Genomic DNA, 16841 nt, shown 5'->3' with positions numbered 1-16841 from the left:
CTAAAACTGTTCGGTTACGGTCGTGCGGCTCTAGCGAAATTGCGCCAGGAATCGCAGGTCGTTATCGAAGAACAGGCGCAAGTCATTGACGCCGTAACGCAGCATGGCCAGGCGCTCCACGCCCATGCCGAAGGCGAAGCCCTGGTACTTCTCCGGGTCGATGCCGGACATGCGCAGCACGTTCGGATGAACCATGCCGCACCCCATCACCTCCAGCCAGCCAGTCTGCTTACACACGCGGCAGCCCTTGCCGCTGCACATCACGCACTGCATGTCGACTTCCGCCGAAGGCTCGGTGAAGGGGAAGAAGGACGGGCGGAAGCGCACGCCCAGCGGCTTCTCGAAGAACACCCGGAGGAATTCCTCGATGGTGCCCTTGAGGTCGGCGAAGCTCACGCCTTCGTCGACCAACAGGCCTTCGACCTGGTGGAACATCGGCGAGTGGGTGATATCGGAATCGCAGCGGTACACGCGCCCGGGGCAGACGATGCGGATCGGCGGCTGGTGCGACTCCATGGTGCGCACCTGCACCGGCGAGGTATGGGTGCGCAACAGCATGTTCGCATTGAAGTAGAAGGTGTCGTGCATCGCCCGCGCCGGATGATGGCCGGGAATGTTGAGCGCCTCGAAGTTATGGTAGTCGTTCTCCACTTCGGGGCCTTCGGCGATGCCATAGCCTATCCGGGTGAAGAACTGCTCGACGCGCTCCAGAGTCCGGGTCACGGGATGCAGGCCACCTGAAGTCTGACCGCGGCCCGGCAGGGTCACGTCGATGCGCTCGGCGGCCAGCTTGGCACCCAGCGCGGCCTGCTCGAGCGCCGTCTTGCGGGTGTTCAGCGCGTCTTGGACCTTGTCCTTGGCTGCATTGATCAGCGCACCGGCTTGCGGACGCTCCTCGGCCGACAGGTTGCCCAGGGTCTTCATCACCTGGGTCAACTCGCCCTTCTTGCCCAGGTAGTGAACCCGGAGTTGCTCCAGGGCGCTTATGTCGTCGGTGTGGCTAACGGCCTCGAGCGCTTGCGAGACCAGCACATCCAGATTTTCCATTTACAGACTCCAGATACGAAATAGGGGAAGAGCTTGAAGGCTCTTCCCCTATTGGTGACGTTTAGCACCGGGCGAGCCCGGTGATTGTCGGGGACTTAAGCCAGTACGGCTTTCGCTTTCTCGACAATCGCAGCAAACGCCGCTTTTTCGTTCACTGCCAGATCAGCCAGAACCTTACGGTCGATCTCGATGGACGCTTTTTTCAGGCCAGCGATCAGACGGCTGTAGGACAGACCGTTGACACGCGCACCAGCGTTGATACGAGCGATCCACAGGGCACGGAACTGACGCTTGCGCTGACGGCGGTCGCGGTAGGCGTATTGGCCTGCCTTGATCACTGCCTGCTTGGCGACGCGGAATACGCGCGAACGCGCACCGTAGTAGCCTTTAGCGAGTTTCAGAATTTTTTTGTGACGCTTACGAGCGATAACGCCGCGCTTTACACGAGCCATGAGTAATTTCCTCTAAATCTTGACCGAATCAACGAACGCGCAGCATGCGCTCCACTTTTGCCACGTCAGACGGGTGCAGCAGGCTGCTACCGCGCAGTTGACGCTTACGCTTGGTGGACATTTTGGTCAGGATGTGGCTCTTGAAAGCGTGCTTGTGCTTGAAGCCGGAAGCGGTTTTCAAAAAACGCTTCGCTGCACCACTCTTGGTTTTCATCTTTGGCATGTTCGGATACTCCGCATTCAGTGGATAAACATAACCGCAAGGCCTGCCGTGCCCTGGAGGTTACTTCTTCTTTTTGGGGGCGATGACCATGATCAGCTGGCGTCCTTCCATCTTTGGATGCTGTTCAACCGAGCCGTATTCGGCGAGGTCGTTTTCGACCCGCTTCAACAACTCCATGCCCAGCTCCTGATGGGCCATCTCACGGCCACGAAATCGCAAGGATATCTTGGCCCTGTCCCCCTCACTAAGGAAACGTACCAGGTTGCGTAGTTTTACCTGGTAATCCCCTTCCTCCGTCCCTGGACGAAACTTGATTTCTTTGATCTGGACTTGCTTCTGATTCTTCTTCGCCGCCGCGACCTGCTTCTTCTTCTCGAACAGGTGCTTGCCGTAGTCCATGATCCGGCAAACCGGAGGCACGGCATCGGCGGAAATCTCCACCAGATCTAGCTTGGCTTCTTCAGCCGCGCTAAGCGCTTCATCAATAGAGACGATGCCAATCTGCTCGCCATCCGCGCCAATTAACCGAACCTCGCGTGCCGAGATATTCTCGTTGATCGGGGCTTTCGGTGCAGTTCGTTTATCTTGTCTCATTTCACGCTTAATAATGATTACTCCAAATCTTGGCGACCACGCCGGGAAACCGCCTGCGCGAGGAAATCGGCGAATTGGGCGACGGGCATGGAGCCCAGATCAGCACCTTCACGGGTACGCACGGCGACAGTTTGCGTCTCAACCTCCCGATCTCCGATAACCAAGAGATAGGGAACCTTGAGCAAAGTATGCTCGCGAATTTTAAAGCCGATTTTTTCGTTTCTCAAGTCGGACTTGGCACGAAAACCGCTTTGAGCCAGTGTTTTTTCGACCTCGAGGGCGAATTCGGCCTGCTTGTCGGTGATATTCAGCACCACCGCCTGGGTCGGCGCCAGCCAGGCCGGGAATGCCCCCTCGTAGTGCTCGATCAGGATACCGATAAAGCGCTCGAAGGAACCGAGGATGGCACGGTGCAGCATCACCGGATGCTTGCGACTGTTATCCTCGCTGACGAACTCCGCCCCCAGGCGCACCGGCAGGTTGAAATCGAGCTGCAGGGTACCACACTGCCAGACCCGACCGAGGCAATCCTTCAACGAAAACTCGATCTTCGGCCCATAGAAGGCCCCCTCGCCCGGCTGTAGATCATAGGGTAGGCCGGCGCTCTCCAGCGCAGCAGCCAGGGCCGCCTCGGCACGATCCCAGAGTTCGTCCGAACCGACGCGTTTTTCCGGACGGGTCGAGAGCTTGAGCTGGATATCCGAGAAGCCGAAATCGGCATAGACCGCCTGGGTCAGCTTGATGAAGTCCGCTGACTCGGCCTGCATCTGCTCTTCGGTGCAGAAGATGTGCGCATCGTCCTGGGTGAAGCCGCGCACGCGCATGATGCCGTGCAGGGCGCCGGACGGCTCGTTACGGTGACAGGCACCGAACTCGGCCAGGCGCATCGGCAGCTCGCGGTAGCTCTTCAACCCCTGGTTGAACACCTGCACATGGCACGGACAGTTCATCGGCTTGATCGCGTAGTCGCGACTCTCCGACTCGGTGGTAAACATGTTCTCGGCGTAGTTGGCCCAGTGCCCGGACTTCTCCCAGAGGGAGCGGTCGACCACCTGCGGCGTCTTGATTTCCAGATAGCCATGCTCACGCTGCACCTTGCGCATGTACTGCTCGAGCACCTGGTACAGGGTCCAACCGTTCGGGTGCCAGAACACCATGCCCGGCGCTTCTTCCTGGGTATGGAACAGATTCAGGCGCTTGCCGATCTTGCGGTGATCGCGCTTCTCGGCCTCTTCGATACGCTGGATATAGGCGGCCAACTGCTTCTTGTCCGCCCAGGCCGTGCCATAGACGCGCTGCAGCTGCTCGTTCTTGGCGTCGCCGCGCCAATAGGCGCCGGACAACTTGGTCAGCTTGAAGGACTTGAGGAAGCGGGTGTTCGGCACATGCGGCCCGCGGCACATGTCGACGTATTCCTCGTGGTAGTACAGGCCCATGGCCTGCTCCTCCGGCATATCCTCGACCAGTCGCAGCTTGTAATCCTCGCCGCGGGACTTGAAGACCTCGATGACCTCGGCGCGCGGCGTCACCTTCTTGATGACGTCGTAGTCCTTCTCGATCAGCTGCTGCATGCGCTGCTCGATGGCCGCGACATCATCAGGCGTGAAGGGGCGCTCGTAGGCGATGTCGTAGTAGAAGCCTTCCTCGATGACCGGACCGATCACCATCTTCGCCGTCGGGAACAGCTGCTTGACCGCGTGACCGATCAGGTGCGCACAGGAGTGGCGGATGATCTCCAGGCCCTCCTCGTCCTTCGGCGTGATGATCTGCAGGGTCGCGTCACTGGCGATCGGGTCACAGGCATCGACCAGCTTGCCGTTGACCTTGCCGGCGACGGTGGCCTTGGCCAGGCCTGCACCAATGGACTGCGCCACCTCGGCCACGGTGACCGGGTGATCGAACGAACGCTGACTGCCGTCGGGAAGAGTAATGATGGGCATGGCGCCTCCTCTCCTAGTGGTGACCTCTACCAAAGGCCACATGGGTTGGGATGAGCCAGTAAGCGATCCGGCGGTATGCCTGCCTTACGGTGACAGGAGCTTGCGAGCCAACCGAAACCGAACCAGAGTCACTGGAGGTCTGTGCAACGAACAAAGCCGGGATGCTTCCAGAAAGCCGGAAAACTGGCAAGCCGCCCAATAAAAAAGGGTCGCCTAAGCGACCCTTTCTATCGAATTTGGTAGGCACAATTGGATTCGAACCAACGACCCCCACCATGTCAAGGTGGTGCTCTAACCAACTGAGCTATGTGCCTTCGATGGGTGCGCATTCTACGGATCGGTTCGAGGGAGTCAACACATTTTTTCGCTAACTGACTGAATAAATGAATTTTTTACCGTCCAGGCGGACGTTTAATATTTCACACAGGCCACTAGCCGAGCATTTGCAACTCGGGTAGCATCGATTCATTCGTAAAAAATAAAGAACAGAGGTTGCAAAATGGCGCACACGGCATACCCACAATCCTATTACGCCGCATCGGCGAACCCCGTCCCTGCACGCCCCGAACTGAATGGCGACGTCGAAACCGACGTGTGCATCGTCGGCGCAGGCTACACCGGGCTGTCCACCGCTCTGTTCCTGCTCGAGAGCGGCTTCAAGGTGAGCATCGTCGAGGCCGCCAAGGTCGGCTTTGGCGCCTCGGGGCGCAACGGCGGGCAGATCGTCAACAGCTACAGCCGCGACATCGATGTCATCGAGCGTACGGTCGGCCCCAAGCAGGCCCAACTGCTGGGGCAGATGGCCTTCGAGGGTGGGCGCATCATTCGCGAGCGTGTGGCCAAGTACGACATCCAGTGCGACCTCAAGGACGGCGGCGTGTTCGCTGCGCTCACCGGCAAGCAGATGGGCCACCTGGAGGCGCAGAAGAAGCTGTGGGAGCGCTACGGCCATACCCAACTGGAGTTGATGGACGCCAAACGCATCCGCGAGGTGGTGGCTACCGACAACTATATCGGCGGCATGCTCGACATGAGCGGCGGGCATATCCACCCGCTCAACCTGGCCCTGGGCGAGGCCGCGGCGGTGGAGTCCCTCGGCGGAGTGATCTACGAACAGTCCCCGGCCACGCGCATCGAGCGCGGCGAGAACCCGGTGGTGCACACCCCCAACGGGCGAATCAAGGCCAAGTTCGTGGTGGTCGCCGGCAACGCCTACCTGGGCAACCTGATCCCCGAGCTAGCGGCCAAGTCGATGCCCTGCGGCACCCAGGTGATCACCACCGAACCCCTGTCGGACGAGCTGGCCAAGAGCCTGCTGCCGCAGGATTACTGCGTGGAAGACTGCAATTATCTGCTCGACTACTATCGCCTGTCCGGCGACAAGCGCCTGATCTTCGGCGGCGGCGTGGTCTATGGCGCACGCGATCCGTCCAACATCGAGGCGATCATCCGGCCGAAGATGCTCAAGACCTTCCCGCAGCTGAAGGATGTGAAGATCGATTACGCCTGGACCGGCAACTTCCTGCTGACCCTGTCGCGCCTGCCCCAGGTCGGCCGTCTCGGCAACAACATCTACTACTCCCAGGGCTGCAGCGGCCACGGCGTGACCTACACCCATGTGGCCGGCAAGGTCCTGGCCGAGGCGCTGCGCGGCCAGGCCGAGCGCTTCGACGCCTTCGCCGAACTCCCCCACTACCCCTTCCCCGGCGGCCAACTGCTGCGCGTCCCCTTCACCGCCATGGGCGCCTGGTACTACAGCCTGCGCGACCGGCTCGGCGTATAAAACCGCAGACAGCGAAACGGCGCCCACGGGCGCCGTCTTTCTTCATATCCGCTCCGTCACTCCGTCAGCGGACAAGCCGGCGGCGCAGCGCATTGCCCCATCGCACCGGACACCGACTCGGCCAGCAGCGCAAAACGCGGCTCACCGGGCTCTAGGCGCCGGGCACAGCTCTGCGCCTGCACGGCCGCCTGCCGACAGCCGCGCTCGCCCAACAGTTGGGAGAGGTTGAACCAACCCGCGGCGAAATCCGGCTGGCGGGCCAGGCTGGTGCGCATGGCCTCCTCCGCCCTCGCCTTGTCGCCACTGGCGTAGTAGCTGTTGGCCAGGGCGAACCAGCCCAGCGACTCCTCCGGCCACTGCTGGGTAGCGGTGCGATAGGCACGTTGCGCCGCCGCGCCGTGACCGGTCTCCTCCAGGTCGCTGGCGGCCTTGAGCCAGGGCCGTAGCGCCGGCCGCGCCGGCAGTTCGCCGGCCGGCAGGGTCAACACCGCCCAGCGCCCACCCCGCGCCCAGGTGCTGTCGAAGCTGGCGAAAGCGGTCAGGCGACGACGCTCGGTGCCCGAGCGCAGAACCAGCATGCGCTCGCGCCGGTCATAGCCCACCACCACGGCGAAGTGCCAGTTTGGATACCAGTCGAACCCCAGGTTCTGCAGGACCAATACCGGATGTCCCGCGGCGACCTCCGCCAACAGCGCCTCGAGACGCGGCTCCAGCGGATACACCAGCAGATCGTGCGCCCGCGCGGCCGCCACCATCTCGACCTGCAGACTGCCCTCACGCCCCGGAATGAAGACCCGCTCCTTGAGCAACCCCGGACTGGTCATCACGCCGCGCTGGTTGAGCATGGTCGCCAGAGCCGCCGGACCACACTGATAGGCGCTCTGCGGGAAGAACGGCACGCTGCTGAGTTCCACCCGCTCGGGAAGGCGCGAGCCCTCCGGCGACAACACCGGAGACCTCGCGCATGCACCCAGCAGCAGAAGCAACAAGAAAGGAAGGAAACGCCAGCCACTCAACGATTTATGCATTTGACGAAACTGAAGATATTGGTCGCGCAGAGCATATCCGTGATGATGAAGATCACCAAGAACAGCACGATGATTCCGACCACGCCACTTCCCGCCGGGGACTCCTGCAGCTGTTGATTGAACTGCGCCAGCTCGGCATTGGTCAGGCTATTGATGCGCGCCTCGACCTGCGTACGCTCGACGCCCATGGCTTCGAGCTTCTTCTGCACGCCCTGGTCCTCCAGCATGCCCAGCAATTGCTGGCGGTCGACCTGCTGTTGTTGCGCGGCCAGGACCTCGGCGGTCCCTATCATGGCCGCGTTGGCCAGCGGCACCTGGGCCACCAGCAGCAGGTGAAACACCGCCAAGGCGGCGGCCAAACGACGAAACAGAGAATTCTTGCCCATAGCGATCATCTCCCAAGCCGGTCATGCCCCGAACCAGTACGGTGCGTAAAGGCTACCAATGAGCATAGACAATCCCCGCGCAGCTGCTATCGCTGCGGCCTCTCGGCTCCCCCCGACTAACACGCCAAGGGGTCGACTCGGCCGTCCAGCACCAGCAGCAGTTTCAGCAGGAAGAAGCTGGAACAGGCGGACTCGACCAGTTCCTCCCCCATCCGGGTTCGGTAGCACATGCCGCCGAAGATTCCAGAGGTCACGCCTGTCGAGCCGAAATGGCGGCTGCGCAGCAACGCGGCCGTCAGGCACTCGGCCTGCTCGCGCCAGGGTCCGTCGCCCCCGAGCAGAGACGACAGACCGAGCATGGCCAGTGCGGCGATGACCGCCGCCGAGGGATCCTCGCCCTCCTCGGGCCGCTCCAGCCGGTTCGCCGGCAACGGATCTGGGCGTGAGCGGAGCCAGTAGTCGCAGGCCCGGCGCGCCAGGTCCAGGTAGGGCTCGCCATACAGCCCGGCCGCCTGCACCAGACCCAGCATCGCCCAGGCCTGGCCCCGCGACCACTGCCCGGCCGGCTCGTGCCGGACGATGCGCCCCTGCTCGTGATGGCTGCTGCCGCAGTAGGCCCCCTGCCAGGTGCCGCAGGCGGCCAGGGTCGCCTGCAGATGCTGACCGGCCAGCTCGCGGATGTCGCACCGCGGGCTCTGCGCCAGCAGCCGCAGGGTCGGCGCCAAGGTGTCGATGGCGATCCGCCGGTCGCCGTCCGCCCCACCGCCCATCTCGGTGCCCAGGGGTATCCAGCCCACCTCGCGATCGAACGCCCTCGCCAAGGCGGCCGCCGCCTGCTCCAGCAGCCGCTGCGCCTGCTCGTCGCCGAACCACAGAGCCCCTGGCGCGGCGCCGTACCAGAAGATCATGCTGCGGTTCAGGCTCTGGCTCTCCAGCTTGGCCGCCAGCCGCGGGCCGAACGCGGCCGCCTTGGCGCGGTCGGTGGCGACGCCGGTGACACGCGCCCGCAACCACCAGAGCCCGGCCCAGAAGCCTCCCAGCCAGGAGCCGCCGGAAGATACGACCCAGCGGTCCGTCAGCCCCGGGGAGTACAGCGGGAAACCGCCCTGACAGCTGCGCTCGACCCGCTCCAGACGCTGCAGCAACGAATCGATGGCCCAGCGCCGCTCCGCCGGGCTCAAGGTCTCTGCCGGTTGTTGATGAAACAACTCGTTCATTCTGCCCTCGCCGGACTGGAGGATAGGGCGCCGGGGCCTTCGACTCGCGCCCTGGCGCGTCGCACGCCGGCCAGAACTACCGCCAGCAGGCAGCCGACGACCAGCACCAGGATCAACGCGCTCCAGGCTCCGGTGAAGCCATAGGCCGTGGCCGACAGCGCGCCGAAGCTCGGCGGGCCAACCGTGAAACCGCCGAAGAAACCCACCGATAACAGGCCCGCCGAGGTTGCCGGGGAGCCGAAGGCCCGGTCGCGCAAGAGCATGCTCATGGCGATGGCATTGGTGGCGACCGCCGTCAGGCCGACACCCAGGGTGCCCAGCCAGATCGCCCAAAGACGCCCGGGCGTGGCCTGCATGGTCATGCCGATGGCCCCTGCCGCCAGGGCCAGCAACACCAACAGTAGCCAGGACTCGTCCCGCATCCGTCCACCGAGCGGCGTCAGCAGCACCCGCGCGAGGATACCGGTGACGCCGAACATCGCCACCAGGCTGCCCGCCAGCACCGCAGACAGGCCCTGCTGCTGGGCGAACACGCCGAGAAAGGTGATGTAGGCCGAGAGGGCGATGCCTGCGCACAGCTGGATCGCCATCAGCAGCGCGAGCTCACGACTTGGCCGCACCAGGCCGAAGCGCGGAGGCCGTTGCGTCACTCCCCCGGGCGCGACCCGCGGCGCCCCCCACGCCAGCAACAGCCCCAGCGGCACCAGCAAGAGCAACGCCGCACGCCAGCCGAACGCCTGGGCGACCGGCGGCAGGACCAGCCCGGCGAACAAGGCGGCGACCTGCACGCCGGCCTGCTTCAGGCCCACCACCGCGGCCTTCTGCTGCATCGGCACCCGCTCGGCGATCAGCAAGTTGGTCGCCGGATTGGACAGCGCCTGGGCGACGCCGCAGAACGCCACGGCCAGCACCACCCCGACGAAGCCGGGCAGCACAGCGATCAACCCATAGGCCAGAGCCGCGGACAGGGCCAGCAGCACCAGCGAGCGACGCGAGCCCAACAGGTTGACCAGCGCCCCGGCCCACAGGGACAACAGAGCGGCGAAGCCGAAGGCGCTCATGGTCAGGTAGCCCAGCCAGCCCGGCGCTATGCCCAGGTCGGCGACGAGGAAGGGGCCGAGGGTGCCGATGGCATAGAAGATCAGCATCGGCAGCGCCATGGCGCCGGTCAGCACGGTGCGCAGACACAGCGCCTCCAGCGCGCCGGTGGCAGCCTGGGGTGGCGTCTCGCGGGTCACCGGGCTTCCCCCTGGCTCGCCCCGGAGGTAGCCGCGTCGGCCCGCGTCGCGGACAGCGTCGGCCAGTCGAAGTCCAGACTGGCTTCGCCGCGGTAGGCATCCAGCAGGCGGCGGCCGACCGCGCTGATCAGGGCGTCGTCGGTGCCGTCGAGGATGTGGGTGGCGCGCGCCGCCCGGTAGATGCCGGAGAGCGGCGACAGCTCGCTGAGGCCCTCGGCGCCGTAGATCTGAATCGCCGAGTCTGCCACCAGGCTGAGTGCCCGGGAGGCGGCGACCTTCGCCACGTTGACTTCTATGGCGTTGTCCAGCCCGGCGTCGAACTTGCGCGCGGCGTCCTGCAGCAGTCCACGGGCGCCGGCGATGGCCTGGTAAGCCTCGAAGATCCGCAGGCGCACCAGTTGCTTGTCCGCCAGACGCGCCTGCTCGCCGCGCGTCGAAACGACCCGCGCGCAGAGCAGGTCGAAACAGCGCTGCGCCAGCCCCAGCCAGTGCACCGAACGCAGGATGCGGCCCAGCCCGAGGCGCTCCTGCATCAGCGCCAGGCCGCTGCCGACCTGGCCCAGCACATGGTGCCGCGGCACCCGGACGCCATCGAAAACGATCTCGCACTGTCCCTGGAAGCGGCCGAGGATATCCAACTCACGGACGATGGCGAAACCTGGGGCGTCGGTGGGCACCAGGATCATAGACAACGCCGCACCCAGCGGCCCCTCGTCGGTACGCGCCACCACGGTGACGAAACTGGCGCGGTCGGCGCGGCAGATGAACCACTTGCGCCCTTCCAGCCGCCACTGCTCACCCTCCAGCCTGGCGCGGGTGGTCAGGGTCGCCGGAATCGAGCCGATGCTCTGGGGCTCTGACATCCCGTAGGCGGACACCGCCTCCCCGCTCAATAGCGGCGCGAGGAAGGCGGCTCGCACCTCCGGACCGCCATGCCGCGTCAGCATGTGGGCATCCAGGGTGGCATCCGCGCCGAAGACGGCCGGGCCGTACTCCGAGCGTCCCTCCTGCTCGGCCACCGCCAGATAGGCCTGCAGGCTGGCCAGGCGGCCCGGGTAGAAGGAGCCCCACAGCCCTTCTTGCCGGGCCAGGGCGGCCAGTTCGGCATGGCAGGCCTGGGCGCTGTCGCGGGGGCCGGCCAGTTCGGCCTCGCGGGGTAGGATATGCGCCTCGACGAAGGCTCTGACCCGGCGCGCCAAGCCCTGGGCATCCTGCTCCGGAATTGTCTGCTGTGACTGGTTCATGGGCGCCTCCTCAACAGGCGATGCCGATGCCGCGTTCGAGGAACGCGACCTCGGCGGCGAGCAGCTTCTTGTCGACCTTGCCGGCCGGGCTCAGCGGCAGTTGCCGGTAGAAGCGCAGATACTCCGGCAGCTTGTTGACCTCCAGCCCCTGGGCACGCAGGTAGTCGGTCAGCTCGCCGAGGGCGAAGCGCGGCGCGCCCTGGCGCAGCGTCACGCAGATGCACACGCGCTGCCCCAGGTCGGCGTCCGCCACGGCGACGCAGGCGGCGCTGACCACATCGGGATGACCGGTGGCGAGCATCTCGATCTGCACCGGGCTGATGTTCACCCCACCGCGGATGATGATGTCCTTCTTGCGCCCGGCCAGCACCAGGTAGCCGTCGCGGTCGATATAGCCCAGGTCGCCTGTGCACACCCAGCCCTCGGCATCGCGATAGCGGGCATCGAGCTCCGGCGCATTGACGTACTGCATCGGGCTCAAGGGGCCGCGCGCCTTGATCTCGCCGACTTCCCCCCGGGGCAGCTCGGCGCCCTGATCGTCGACGATGCGGATCTCGCAGACGCTCGGGTTGGGCCGGCCGACGCTGCGCAGTACCACCTCGAGCGGGTCGTCGAGGGTGTTATGGCAGTTCACCCCGTCGGCCGAGCCGTACAGGCTGATGAAGCCACAGCCGAAGGCTTCGACGCAGCGGCGCACGCTGGCCTCGTCGATCAACGAGCCGCCGCTGATCAGGCCCAGCAGGCTGGACTTGTCGACTTCCGCCAACCGCGGTTCGGCGGCGATGCGCTGGAGCATGGTCGGCACCCCGAGGATATGGGTGGGCCGCAGGGCCTCGATGGCCTGGATCGCCGCCGCCACGTCGAACTTCGGCAACACCACGATGGAGCCCCCCAACCAGGACAGGCAGCCGAAGGTGGCGGAGGAGCCGAACGAGGAGCCCAGCGGCACCAGGTACATGCCGCGAAAACTCTCGCCCTGCGCATGCAGGCGCTGCAGGAAGCGTCCACGCCCGCCGACCAGGGCGTTGTGCGAATAGGCCACCAACTTGGGCTCCGATTCGGTGCCGGAGGACACCAGCAGACGCACCGGCGAGTTGGGGCAGACCTTCGGCAGCGCCTCGAGCCCCAGCGGCTCGGCCTGCAGCAACTGCTCCAGGGACGCCCAACCACGCTGTGCCCTGCCCTCGACTATCGGCACGCGCAGCGACAACAGGGTCGGACGCAGCGAATCGACCAGCTCACACAGGTCGATGCCGCCGAACTCGGCCGGCACTATCACCGCCCGGGCGTCGCAGCGGCGCAGCAGGGATTCGATGTCGAGGCGCCCACGTCCCGGCGGGAAAGGTGCGACCACCGCCCCCAGGGCCGCGGCCGCCAGGTCGATGGCGCAGCAGCGCCAGCTGTTGGTGAGCTGGTAGGCGACCACATCGCCGGGCACTATGCCCCGCGCCCGCAGGCTCGCGGCCAGGCGCAGGGCCTGCTCGAGCAACTCGCCATAACCGATGCTGCCCTCCGGCGAGAGCACCGCGAGCTTCTCGGGGGAGCGCTCGGCATGCTGCCGGAACAGCTGGAACACCGACTCATTCGGATAGAGCCCTTCCCGCGCCCACTCGCGCCGCGCGGCCAGGGGAACCAGATCGATAATGCCTGAGTTGTTCATGTGAAACTCCAGGGAGACGTGACCAGGGTGTAGGTATCCGTACGCAAACACGGCTGCATCCGCCCGTCTTCGTGCACCGCCGACAGGTCTTCTTGAACGGCGGAAGCGGCCAGGCCGAACTCCCGCAATAGTTCTTGCCAGGCCAGGGCATCGCGCGCCGCCAGGCAGCGAGCGAGCTGCTCGTCGCGCAGGGCCGGCTCGGCAGCCAGCTGGCAATCCAGGGCGCGGCACAGTCGCTGCAGGTCCGCCGCCTCGTGGCACTCGAGGGCCAGCAGCCCCCGGGCGGTGGGATAGACCCCGGCGAGCAGCGGCTGGGCAGGCGCCCTGCCCTCGCGCAGCGCCTGCAGCTCGCCGTGGCACAGCAGGGTCGCGGCGCCGAGCAACGAGCTGTCGACCCGCCCCGCCTCGCCATCCAGCGCACGCTTGAGCAGGGCCGCGCCGATGCCCTGAGCCGCGACCACGCCGCCCAACACGTCCAGCACGGTGAACAGCGAACCACCGACGCCGGCCGAGGCCTGGGCGATCCGTTGCGCCACTCCCGAATAGGCCTGCACCATGAAGTCGGTGCCCGGCATCCGCTGCAGACCGGGGTCATCCCCCCAGCCACCGGCGTAGGCGTAGACCAAAGCCGGGTTGATCCGCGCCAGGTCGTCTGCCTCCAGCCCCAGCTCGGCTGCCTTGCCGGGCGCCCAGTTGTGCAGGAACACGTCGGCCTGATTGGCCATCTCCAGCAGCTCGGCGCGGCCCTGGCGCGACTTGATATCCACTTCGCGCACCTGCTTGTGGCGGTTGAGCGCGTCGAAACGCACCGAGCAACCGTTCGCCAGTGGCGGCATGCCGCGCAGCGGATCGCCGCCGGGCAGCTCGATACGCACCACCTCGGCGCCGAGCAGCGCCAGCAGGTGGCCGGCCAGCGGCCCCTGGATGCGCCGGCACGACTCGATGACGGTGAGTCCGTGCAGCGGCAACGCGCCCCGGGCAACGCCGGTTGACGGCGCCGCCGCGGCCCGGCCCGGCCCGAACGCCCACGGTCCGCGCTCCAACAGGGGCGGCAGGTCGGCGTCCGCCAGTCGCTCGGCGAGGCTGCGCAGCGGGCAGATGGACAGCCCGCTGTCCCGGCAGCGTTCGGCGATCCAGCCGTAGGGCTGGCGCGCCAGGGCCGCCATCAGTTCTGCCGGCAGCGGCGACATCGCCTTGGCGTAACGCATGAGGAACGCGCTCCAGCCCTTGCCGGCCAACTCGTCCGACACGCCCAGGGACGTCCAGAAGCGCCGCCAGGGTCCGGCATCCAGGGTCTCCAGCTCGAACACCACGCCGTCGGCAGAGGTGAACGGCGGCCGCTGCCGGGGCGAACTGCAGCCCGGCAACATGCGCTCGGCGCCTTCCGGGGCAGTGGCGCCGGCCAGATACTGGCCGACGCTCAGCGCCGCCGCGGCGGCCAGGGACAGCTCGACCCGCGTCTGCCCGGCGCCGCGCAGCTGGCCGACGGCGGCGGCGAAGACGCCCTGCATGGCCAGGCAGGCGGCCAGGGTCGAGACGTAGTCCAGGCCCAGGGGCCCCGCTGCGCCGCTGGCGCGGCCATGCACGGCCATCAGGCCCGACGCGGCCTGTACCGTCAGCTCGCTGGCGCCGTGACTGCAGCCGTCGGCCCAGCCGCAGAGACTGGCGGCGATAGGCGTGAGACCTGGGACTTCGAAACGGAAATCCAAGCCCTGCGCGCCGGCAGCCGTGGCGGGGCCGAGTGCTATGCCCAGGGCGCGGGCTTGGCTGAGAACGGCCGTCGCCACAGGGGCGAAGGCCGGCGGGACAGAGGCAAAAGCGCCGGCAAGGGTGCATCCGGCCAGGGGAAAGGACATAGAGTTGAACGCCGCGATCGATCCATGAAAACCCGCGCGCCAGCGCCTCGACACTGGCGGCACGGACGCGTAATTGCGGAAAACCCGGGACTCAGCCTCCGGCTACGGCGGGCAGGATGGTCACGCTATCGCCGTCCTGCAGCGCCGTATCCAGGTTGTCGGCGAAGCGGATGTCGTTGTCGTTGACGTAGAGGTTGACGAAGCGATGCATCTGGCCGGCGTCGAGCAGACGCTCCTTGATCCCCGGGTAGCGCTCTTCCAGGCCCTCGATGAGCTCGCGCACGTTGGCGCCTTCGGCCTCGACGCGCTTCTGCTCCTCGGTGTACGGGCGCAACAGGGTGGGAATGGAAACGGAAACGGGCATGCCTGACTCCTTGGTCTTGGTGATGAAGCGTTGATGAACTGGAACGGCCGGCCAGGCTCAGGGGGAAACGGTCGCGGCGGGATACTGCGCCACCACCTGGATGCTTTCCTCGGTCACCTGGCCATTGACGATGCGGAAGCTGCGCACCGGCGGACCGCAGTTCTGCGCGGTGCAGAGGATCACGTAGTGCGCCTGGGGTTCGCCGGCGAGCCTTATGTCGTCGCGGCTGGGATAGCCGGCCGAGTGGGTGTGGGAGTGGTAGATCACCCGCGGCTCCTCGTTGCGGCTCTCCATCTCTCGCCAGACGCGCAGCTGTTCCTGCGGGTCGAACTGGAAGAAGGATTGCGACTGGGCGGCGTTGCGCATCGGGATCAGCCGCGTCGGCAGCGGCGACCCCACTGGCGCGACTATCACGCCGCAGGTTTCCAGCGGATGGTCCTCGCGCGCCATGGCGAGCATGGCGTCGAGCAGTTCGGAAAGGATGATCAGCATGGCGTCCTTGCTCCAGAGTCCCTAGGGGGCGTTGCCGGTTCAGTAGGTCGGCAGCGCGCTATCCACGTCACGGACCCAGGCGAGGATGCCGCCTTCGAGGTTGCGCACGTCGCCGAAGCCCTGGCGCTGCAGCTCGAGCAGCACCGCCCTGGAACGCAAGCCGCTCTTGCAGTGCAGGATCAACGGCGTGTCCTTGGCGAAACGCGCGGCGATCTCGCTGACCGCCGCCGGCCCCTTGCTGATCAGGTGGGCACCCTCGATATGCACGATGTCCCACTCGGTGCGTTCGCGGACATCGATCAGCTCATGGCGCTCGCCGCGCCGGCGCAGCGCGGCGAGTTCGCCGGCACTGATCGAGGGAATGTCCGAGTCCTGCACCCCGACTGGGCGCTTGAGGCCGCAGAAGCTCTGGTAGTCGCTCAGTGCGGTGATCGGCTGACGGCCGGGCGCCCGGCGCAGGGGGATCTGCCGGTAGTTCATGTCCAGCGCGTCGTAGACCATCAGCCGCCCCAGCAGCGACTCGCCGATACCGGTGATCAGCTTGACCGCCTCGGTGGCCATGATGGCGCCGATGGACGCGCAGAGGATGCCCAGCACCCCGCCCTCCGAACAGGACGGCGCCATCTCCGGCGGAGGCGGCTCCGGATACAGGTCGCGGTAGTTGAGGCCGACGCCGCCCGGGGCATCCTCCCAGAACACCGAGGCCTGGCCCTCGAAACGGAAGATCGAACCCCACACATAGGGCTTGCCGGCCAGCACGCAGGCATCGTTGACCAGGTAGCGCGTGGCGAAGTTGTCGGTGCCATCGACGATCAGGTCGTACTCGGCGAACAGCTGCACGGCCATCTCCGGCTCCAGGCGCTCGCGGTAGAGACGCAGCTCGACATGCGGGTTCAACTCGCGCAGGGCCGCCTCGGCGCTGTCGACCTTCAGCCGGCCGACCATGGACAGCTTGTGAATCACCTGGCGCTGCAGATTGGACTCGTCGACCACGTCGAAGTCGATGATCCCCAGCGTGCCGACCCCGGCCGCTGCCAGGTAGAGCAATGCCGGGGAGCCCAGGCCGCCGGCGCCGATGACCAGCACCTTGCTGCTCTTGAGGCGGCGCTGACCTTCGACGCCCACATCGGGAATCAGCAGATGGCGGCTGTAGCGGGAGACCTCGTCCCGGCTCAGCTCGGCGACGGGTTCGACCAAAGCGTTAAGTTTCATCATCGGGTCCCTGAATGATTGGTTGAGAAAGAGTCTCGAATATCCCCCCACCCGGCAATCGCCCGGCCGGCGGATTTCGTATGCCTTCGGGACCCATTCCTATGC

16 protein-coding genes and 1 tRNA gene are annotated in these 16841 nt (G+C 65.9%); 1 reads left to right on the top strand and 16 read right to left on the bottom strand.

Going from position 1 to position 16841, the window contains the following annotated elements:
* Positions 1–30: 30 nt before the first annotated feature.
* From pheS to ACSX1C_RS04440, 6 genes are all read right to left on the bottom strand, one after another.
* Positions 31–1047 carry a phenylalanine--tRNA ligase subunit alpha gene (gene pheS, locus ACSX1C_RS04465; protein WP_439888418.1) on the bottom strand — a complete coding sequence of 339 codons (1017 nt, stop codon included), beginning with the start codon at positions 1045–1047 and terminating at the stop codon, positions 31–33.
* A 95-nt stretch (positions 1048–1142) separates the two neighbouring features.
* Positions 1143–1499: a 50S ribosomal protein L20 gene (rplT, locus tag ACSX1C_RS04460; RefSeq protein ID WP_058069470.1), complete on the bottom strand. Its 357-nt coding sequence runs from the start codon at positions 1497–1499 to the stop codon at positions 1143–1145.
* Between the two features lie 28 nt (positions 1500–1527).
* Positions 1528–1722: a 50S ribosomal protein L35 gene (gene rpmI / locus ACSX1C_RS04455; RefSeq protein WP_009394045.1), complete on the bottom strand. Its 195-nt coding sequence runs from the start codon at positions 1720–1722 to the stop codon at positions 1528–1530.
* A 60-nt stretch (positions 1723–1782) separates the two neighbouring features.
* Positions 1783–2334, bottom strand: a complete 552-nt coding sequence (infC, locus tag ACSX1C_RS04450; protein WP_318646333.1) for a translation initiation factor IF-3 — start codon at positions 2332–2334, stop codon at positions 1783–1785.
* Positions 2334–4256 (bottom strand): threonine--tRNA ligase, encoded by a 1923-nt coding sequence (thrS, locus tag ACSX1C_RS04445; RefSeq protein ID WP_439888417.1) that lies wholly within the window; start codon positions 4254–4256, stop codon positions 2334–2336. Before thrS ends, infC begins: the two co-directional genes overlap by 1 nt.
* Positions 4257–4493: 237 nt before the next feature.
* Positions 4494–4570 (bottom strand) — tRNA-Val (locus ACSX1C_RS04440).
* A 185-nt stretch (positions 4571–4755) separates the two neighbouring features.
* On the opposite strand from ACSX1C_RS04440, the gene ACSX1C_RS04435 reads away from it, so the two are divergent.
* Complete coding sequence (locus ACSX1C_RS04435) at positions 4756–6039, top strand: NAD(P)/FAD-dependent oxidoreductase (protein WP_439888416.1); 1284 nt, start codon at positions 4756–4758, stop codon at positions 6037–6039.
* A gap of 56 nt (positions 6040–6095) precedes the next feature.
* Here ACSX1C_RS04435 and ACSX1C_RS04430 read toward each other — a convergent pair whose 3' ends face one another.
* The 10 genes from ACSX1C_RS04430 to moeB all read right to left on the bottom strand — a co-directional run bounded on the left by ACSX1C_RS04430 (position 6096) and on the right by moeB (position 16736).
* Positions 6096–7067, bottom strand: coding sequence for a PA2778 family cysteine peptidase (locus ACSX1C_RS04430; RefSeq protein ID WP_439888415.1), 972 nt, complete (start codon positions 7065–7067; stop codon positions 6096–6098).
* Positions 7052–7453 carry a PA2779 family protein gene (locus tag ACSX1C_RS04425; RefSeq protein WP_439888414.1) on the bottom strand — a complete coding sequence of 134 codons (402 nt, stop codon included), beginning with the start codon at positions 7451–7453 and terminating at the stop codon, positions 7052–7054. The genes ACSX1C_RS04430 and ACSX1C_RS04425 overlap by 16 nt, the downstream gene beginning before the upstream one ends.
* Before the next feature lie 116 nt (positions 7454–7569).
* Positions 7570–8670, bottom strand: a complete 1101-nt coding sequence (locus ACSX1C_RS04420) for a glucuronyl hydrolase (protein ID WP_439888413.1) — start codon at positions 8668–8670, stop codon at positions 7570–7572.
* Positions 8667–9830, bottom strand: a complete 1164-nt coding sequence (locus tag ACSX1C_RS04415) for an MFS transporter (protein ID WP_439889367.1) — start codon at positions 9828–9830, stop codon at positions 8667–8669. The genes ACSX1C_RS04420 and ACSX1C_RS04415 overlap by 4 nt, the downstream gene beginning before the upstream one ends.
* A gap of 74 nt (positions 9831–9904) precedes the next feature.
* A complete protein-coding gene (locus ACSX1C_RS04410) occupies positions 9905–11152 on the bottom strand; it encodes an acyl-CoA dehydrogenase family protein (protein ID WP_439888412.1) in 1248 nt (415 codons plus the stop codon).
* A gap of 10 nt (positions 11153–11162) precedes the next feature.
* Complete coding sequence (locus ACSX1C_RS04405) at positions 11163–12812, bottom strand: AMP-binding protein (protein ID WP_439888411.1); 1650 nt, start codon at positions 12810–12812, stop codon at positions 11163–11165.
* Positions 12809–14521, bottom strand: coding sequence for a CoA transferase (locus ACSX1C_RS04400; RefSeq protein ID WP_439888410.1), 1713 nt, complete (start codon positions 14519–14521; stop codon positions 12809–12811). The genes ACSX1C_RS04405 and ACSX1C_RS04400 overlap by 4 nt, the downstream gene beginning before the upstream one ends.
* A gap of 238 nt (positions 14522–14759) precedes the next feature.
* Entirely contained in the window at positions 14760–15032 is a 273-nt protein-coding gene (locus ACSX1C_RS04395; RefSeq protein WP_439888409.1) for a MoaD/ThiS family protein, read from the bottom strand.
* 57 nt (positions 15033–15089) lie between these two features.
* Complete coding sequence (locus ACSX1C_RS04390) at positions 15090–15524, bottom strand: Mov34/MPN/PAD-1 family protein (RefSeq protein ID WP_439888408.1); 435 nt, start codon at positions 15522–15524, stop codon at positions 15090–15092.
* A 39-nt stretch (positions 15525–15563) separates the two neighbouring features.
* Positions 15564–16736: a molybdopterin-synthase adenylyltransferase MoeB gene (gene moeB, locus ACSX1C_RS04385; protein ID WP_439888407.1), complete on the bottom strand. Its 1173-nt coding sequence runs from the start codon at positions 16734–16736 to the stop codon at positions 15564–15566.
* Between the last annotated feature and the right edge of the window lie 105 nt (positions 16737–16841).

This window comes from Pseudomonas sp. MBLB4123 (assembly GCF_051904775.1).
GTDB classification, from domain to species: domain Bacteria; phylum Pseudomonadota; class Gammaproteobacteria; order Pseudomonadales; family Pseudomonadaceae; genus Aquipseudomonas; species Aquipseudomonas benzenivorans_B.
This window is presented reverse-complemented; position numbering and strand designations above follow the sequence as displayed.

Bases quoted from the DNA above. Each gene is read 5' to 3' on its own strand.
- rpmI (WP_009394045.1), bottom strand. From the start codon at position 1,722: ATGCCAAAGATGAAAACCAAGAGTGGTGCAGCGAAGCGTTTTTTGAAA.
- rplT (WP_058069470.1), bottom strand. From the start codon at position 1,499: ATGGCTCGTGTAAAGCGCGGCGTTATCGCTCGTAAGCGTCACAAAAAA.
- ACSX1C_RS04435 (WP_439888416.1), top strand. From the start codon at position 4,756: ATGGCGCACACGGCATACCCACAATCCTATTACGCCGCATCGGCGAAC.
- ACSX1C_RS04410 (WP_439888412.1), bottom strand. From the start codon at position 11,152: ATGAACCAGTCACAGCAGACAATTCCGGAGCAGGATGCCCAGGGCTTG.
- ACSX1C_RS04405 (WP_439888411.1), bottom strand. From the start codon at position 12,812: ATGAACAACTCAGGCATTATCGATCTGGTTCCCCTGGCCGCGCGGCGC.
- moeB (WP_439888407.1), bottom strand. From the start codon at position 16,736: ATGAAACTTAACGCTTTGGTCGAACCCGTCGCCGAGCTGAGCCGGGAC.
- thrS (WP_439888417.1), bottom strand. From the start codon at position 4,256: ATGCCCATCATTACTCTTCCCGACGGCAGTCAGCGTTCGTTCGATCAC.
- ACSX1C_RS04415 (WP_439889367.1), bottom strand. From the start codon at position 9,830: ATGGCGCTGCCGATGCTGATCTTCTATGCCATCGGCACCCTCGGCCCC.
- ACSX1C_RS04420 (WP_439888413.1), bottom strand. From the start codon at position 8,670: ATGAACGAGTTGTTTCATCAACAACCGGCAGAGACCTTGAGCCCGGCG.
- ACSX1C_RS04390 (WP_439888408.1), bottom strand. From the start codon at position 15,524: ATGCTGATCATCCTTTCCGAACTGCTCGACGCCATGCTCGCCATGGCG.
- pheS (WP_439888418.1), bottom strand. From the start codon at position 1,047: ATGGAAAATCTGGATGTGCTGGTCTCGCAAGCGCTCGAGGCCGTTAGC.
- ACSX1C_RS04430 (WP_439888415.1), bottom strand. From the start codon at position 7,067: ATGCATAAATCGTTGAGTGGCTGGCGTTTCCTTCCTTTCTTGTTGCTT.
- ACSX1C_RS04395 (WP_439888409.1), bottom strand. From the start codon at position 15,032: ATGCCCGTTTCCGTTTCCATTCCCACCCTGTTGCGCCCGTACACCGAG.
- ACSX1C_RS04425 (WP_439888414.1), bottom strand. From the start codon at position 7,453: ATGGGCAAGAATTCTCTGTTTCGTCGTTTGGCCGCCGCCTTGGCGGTG.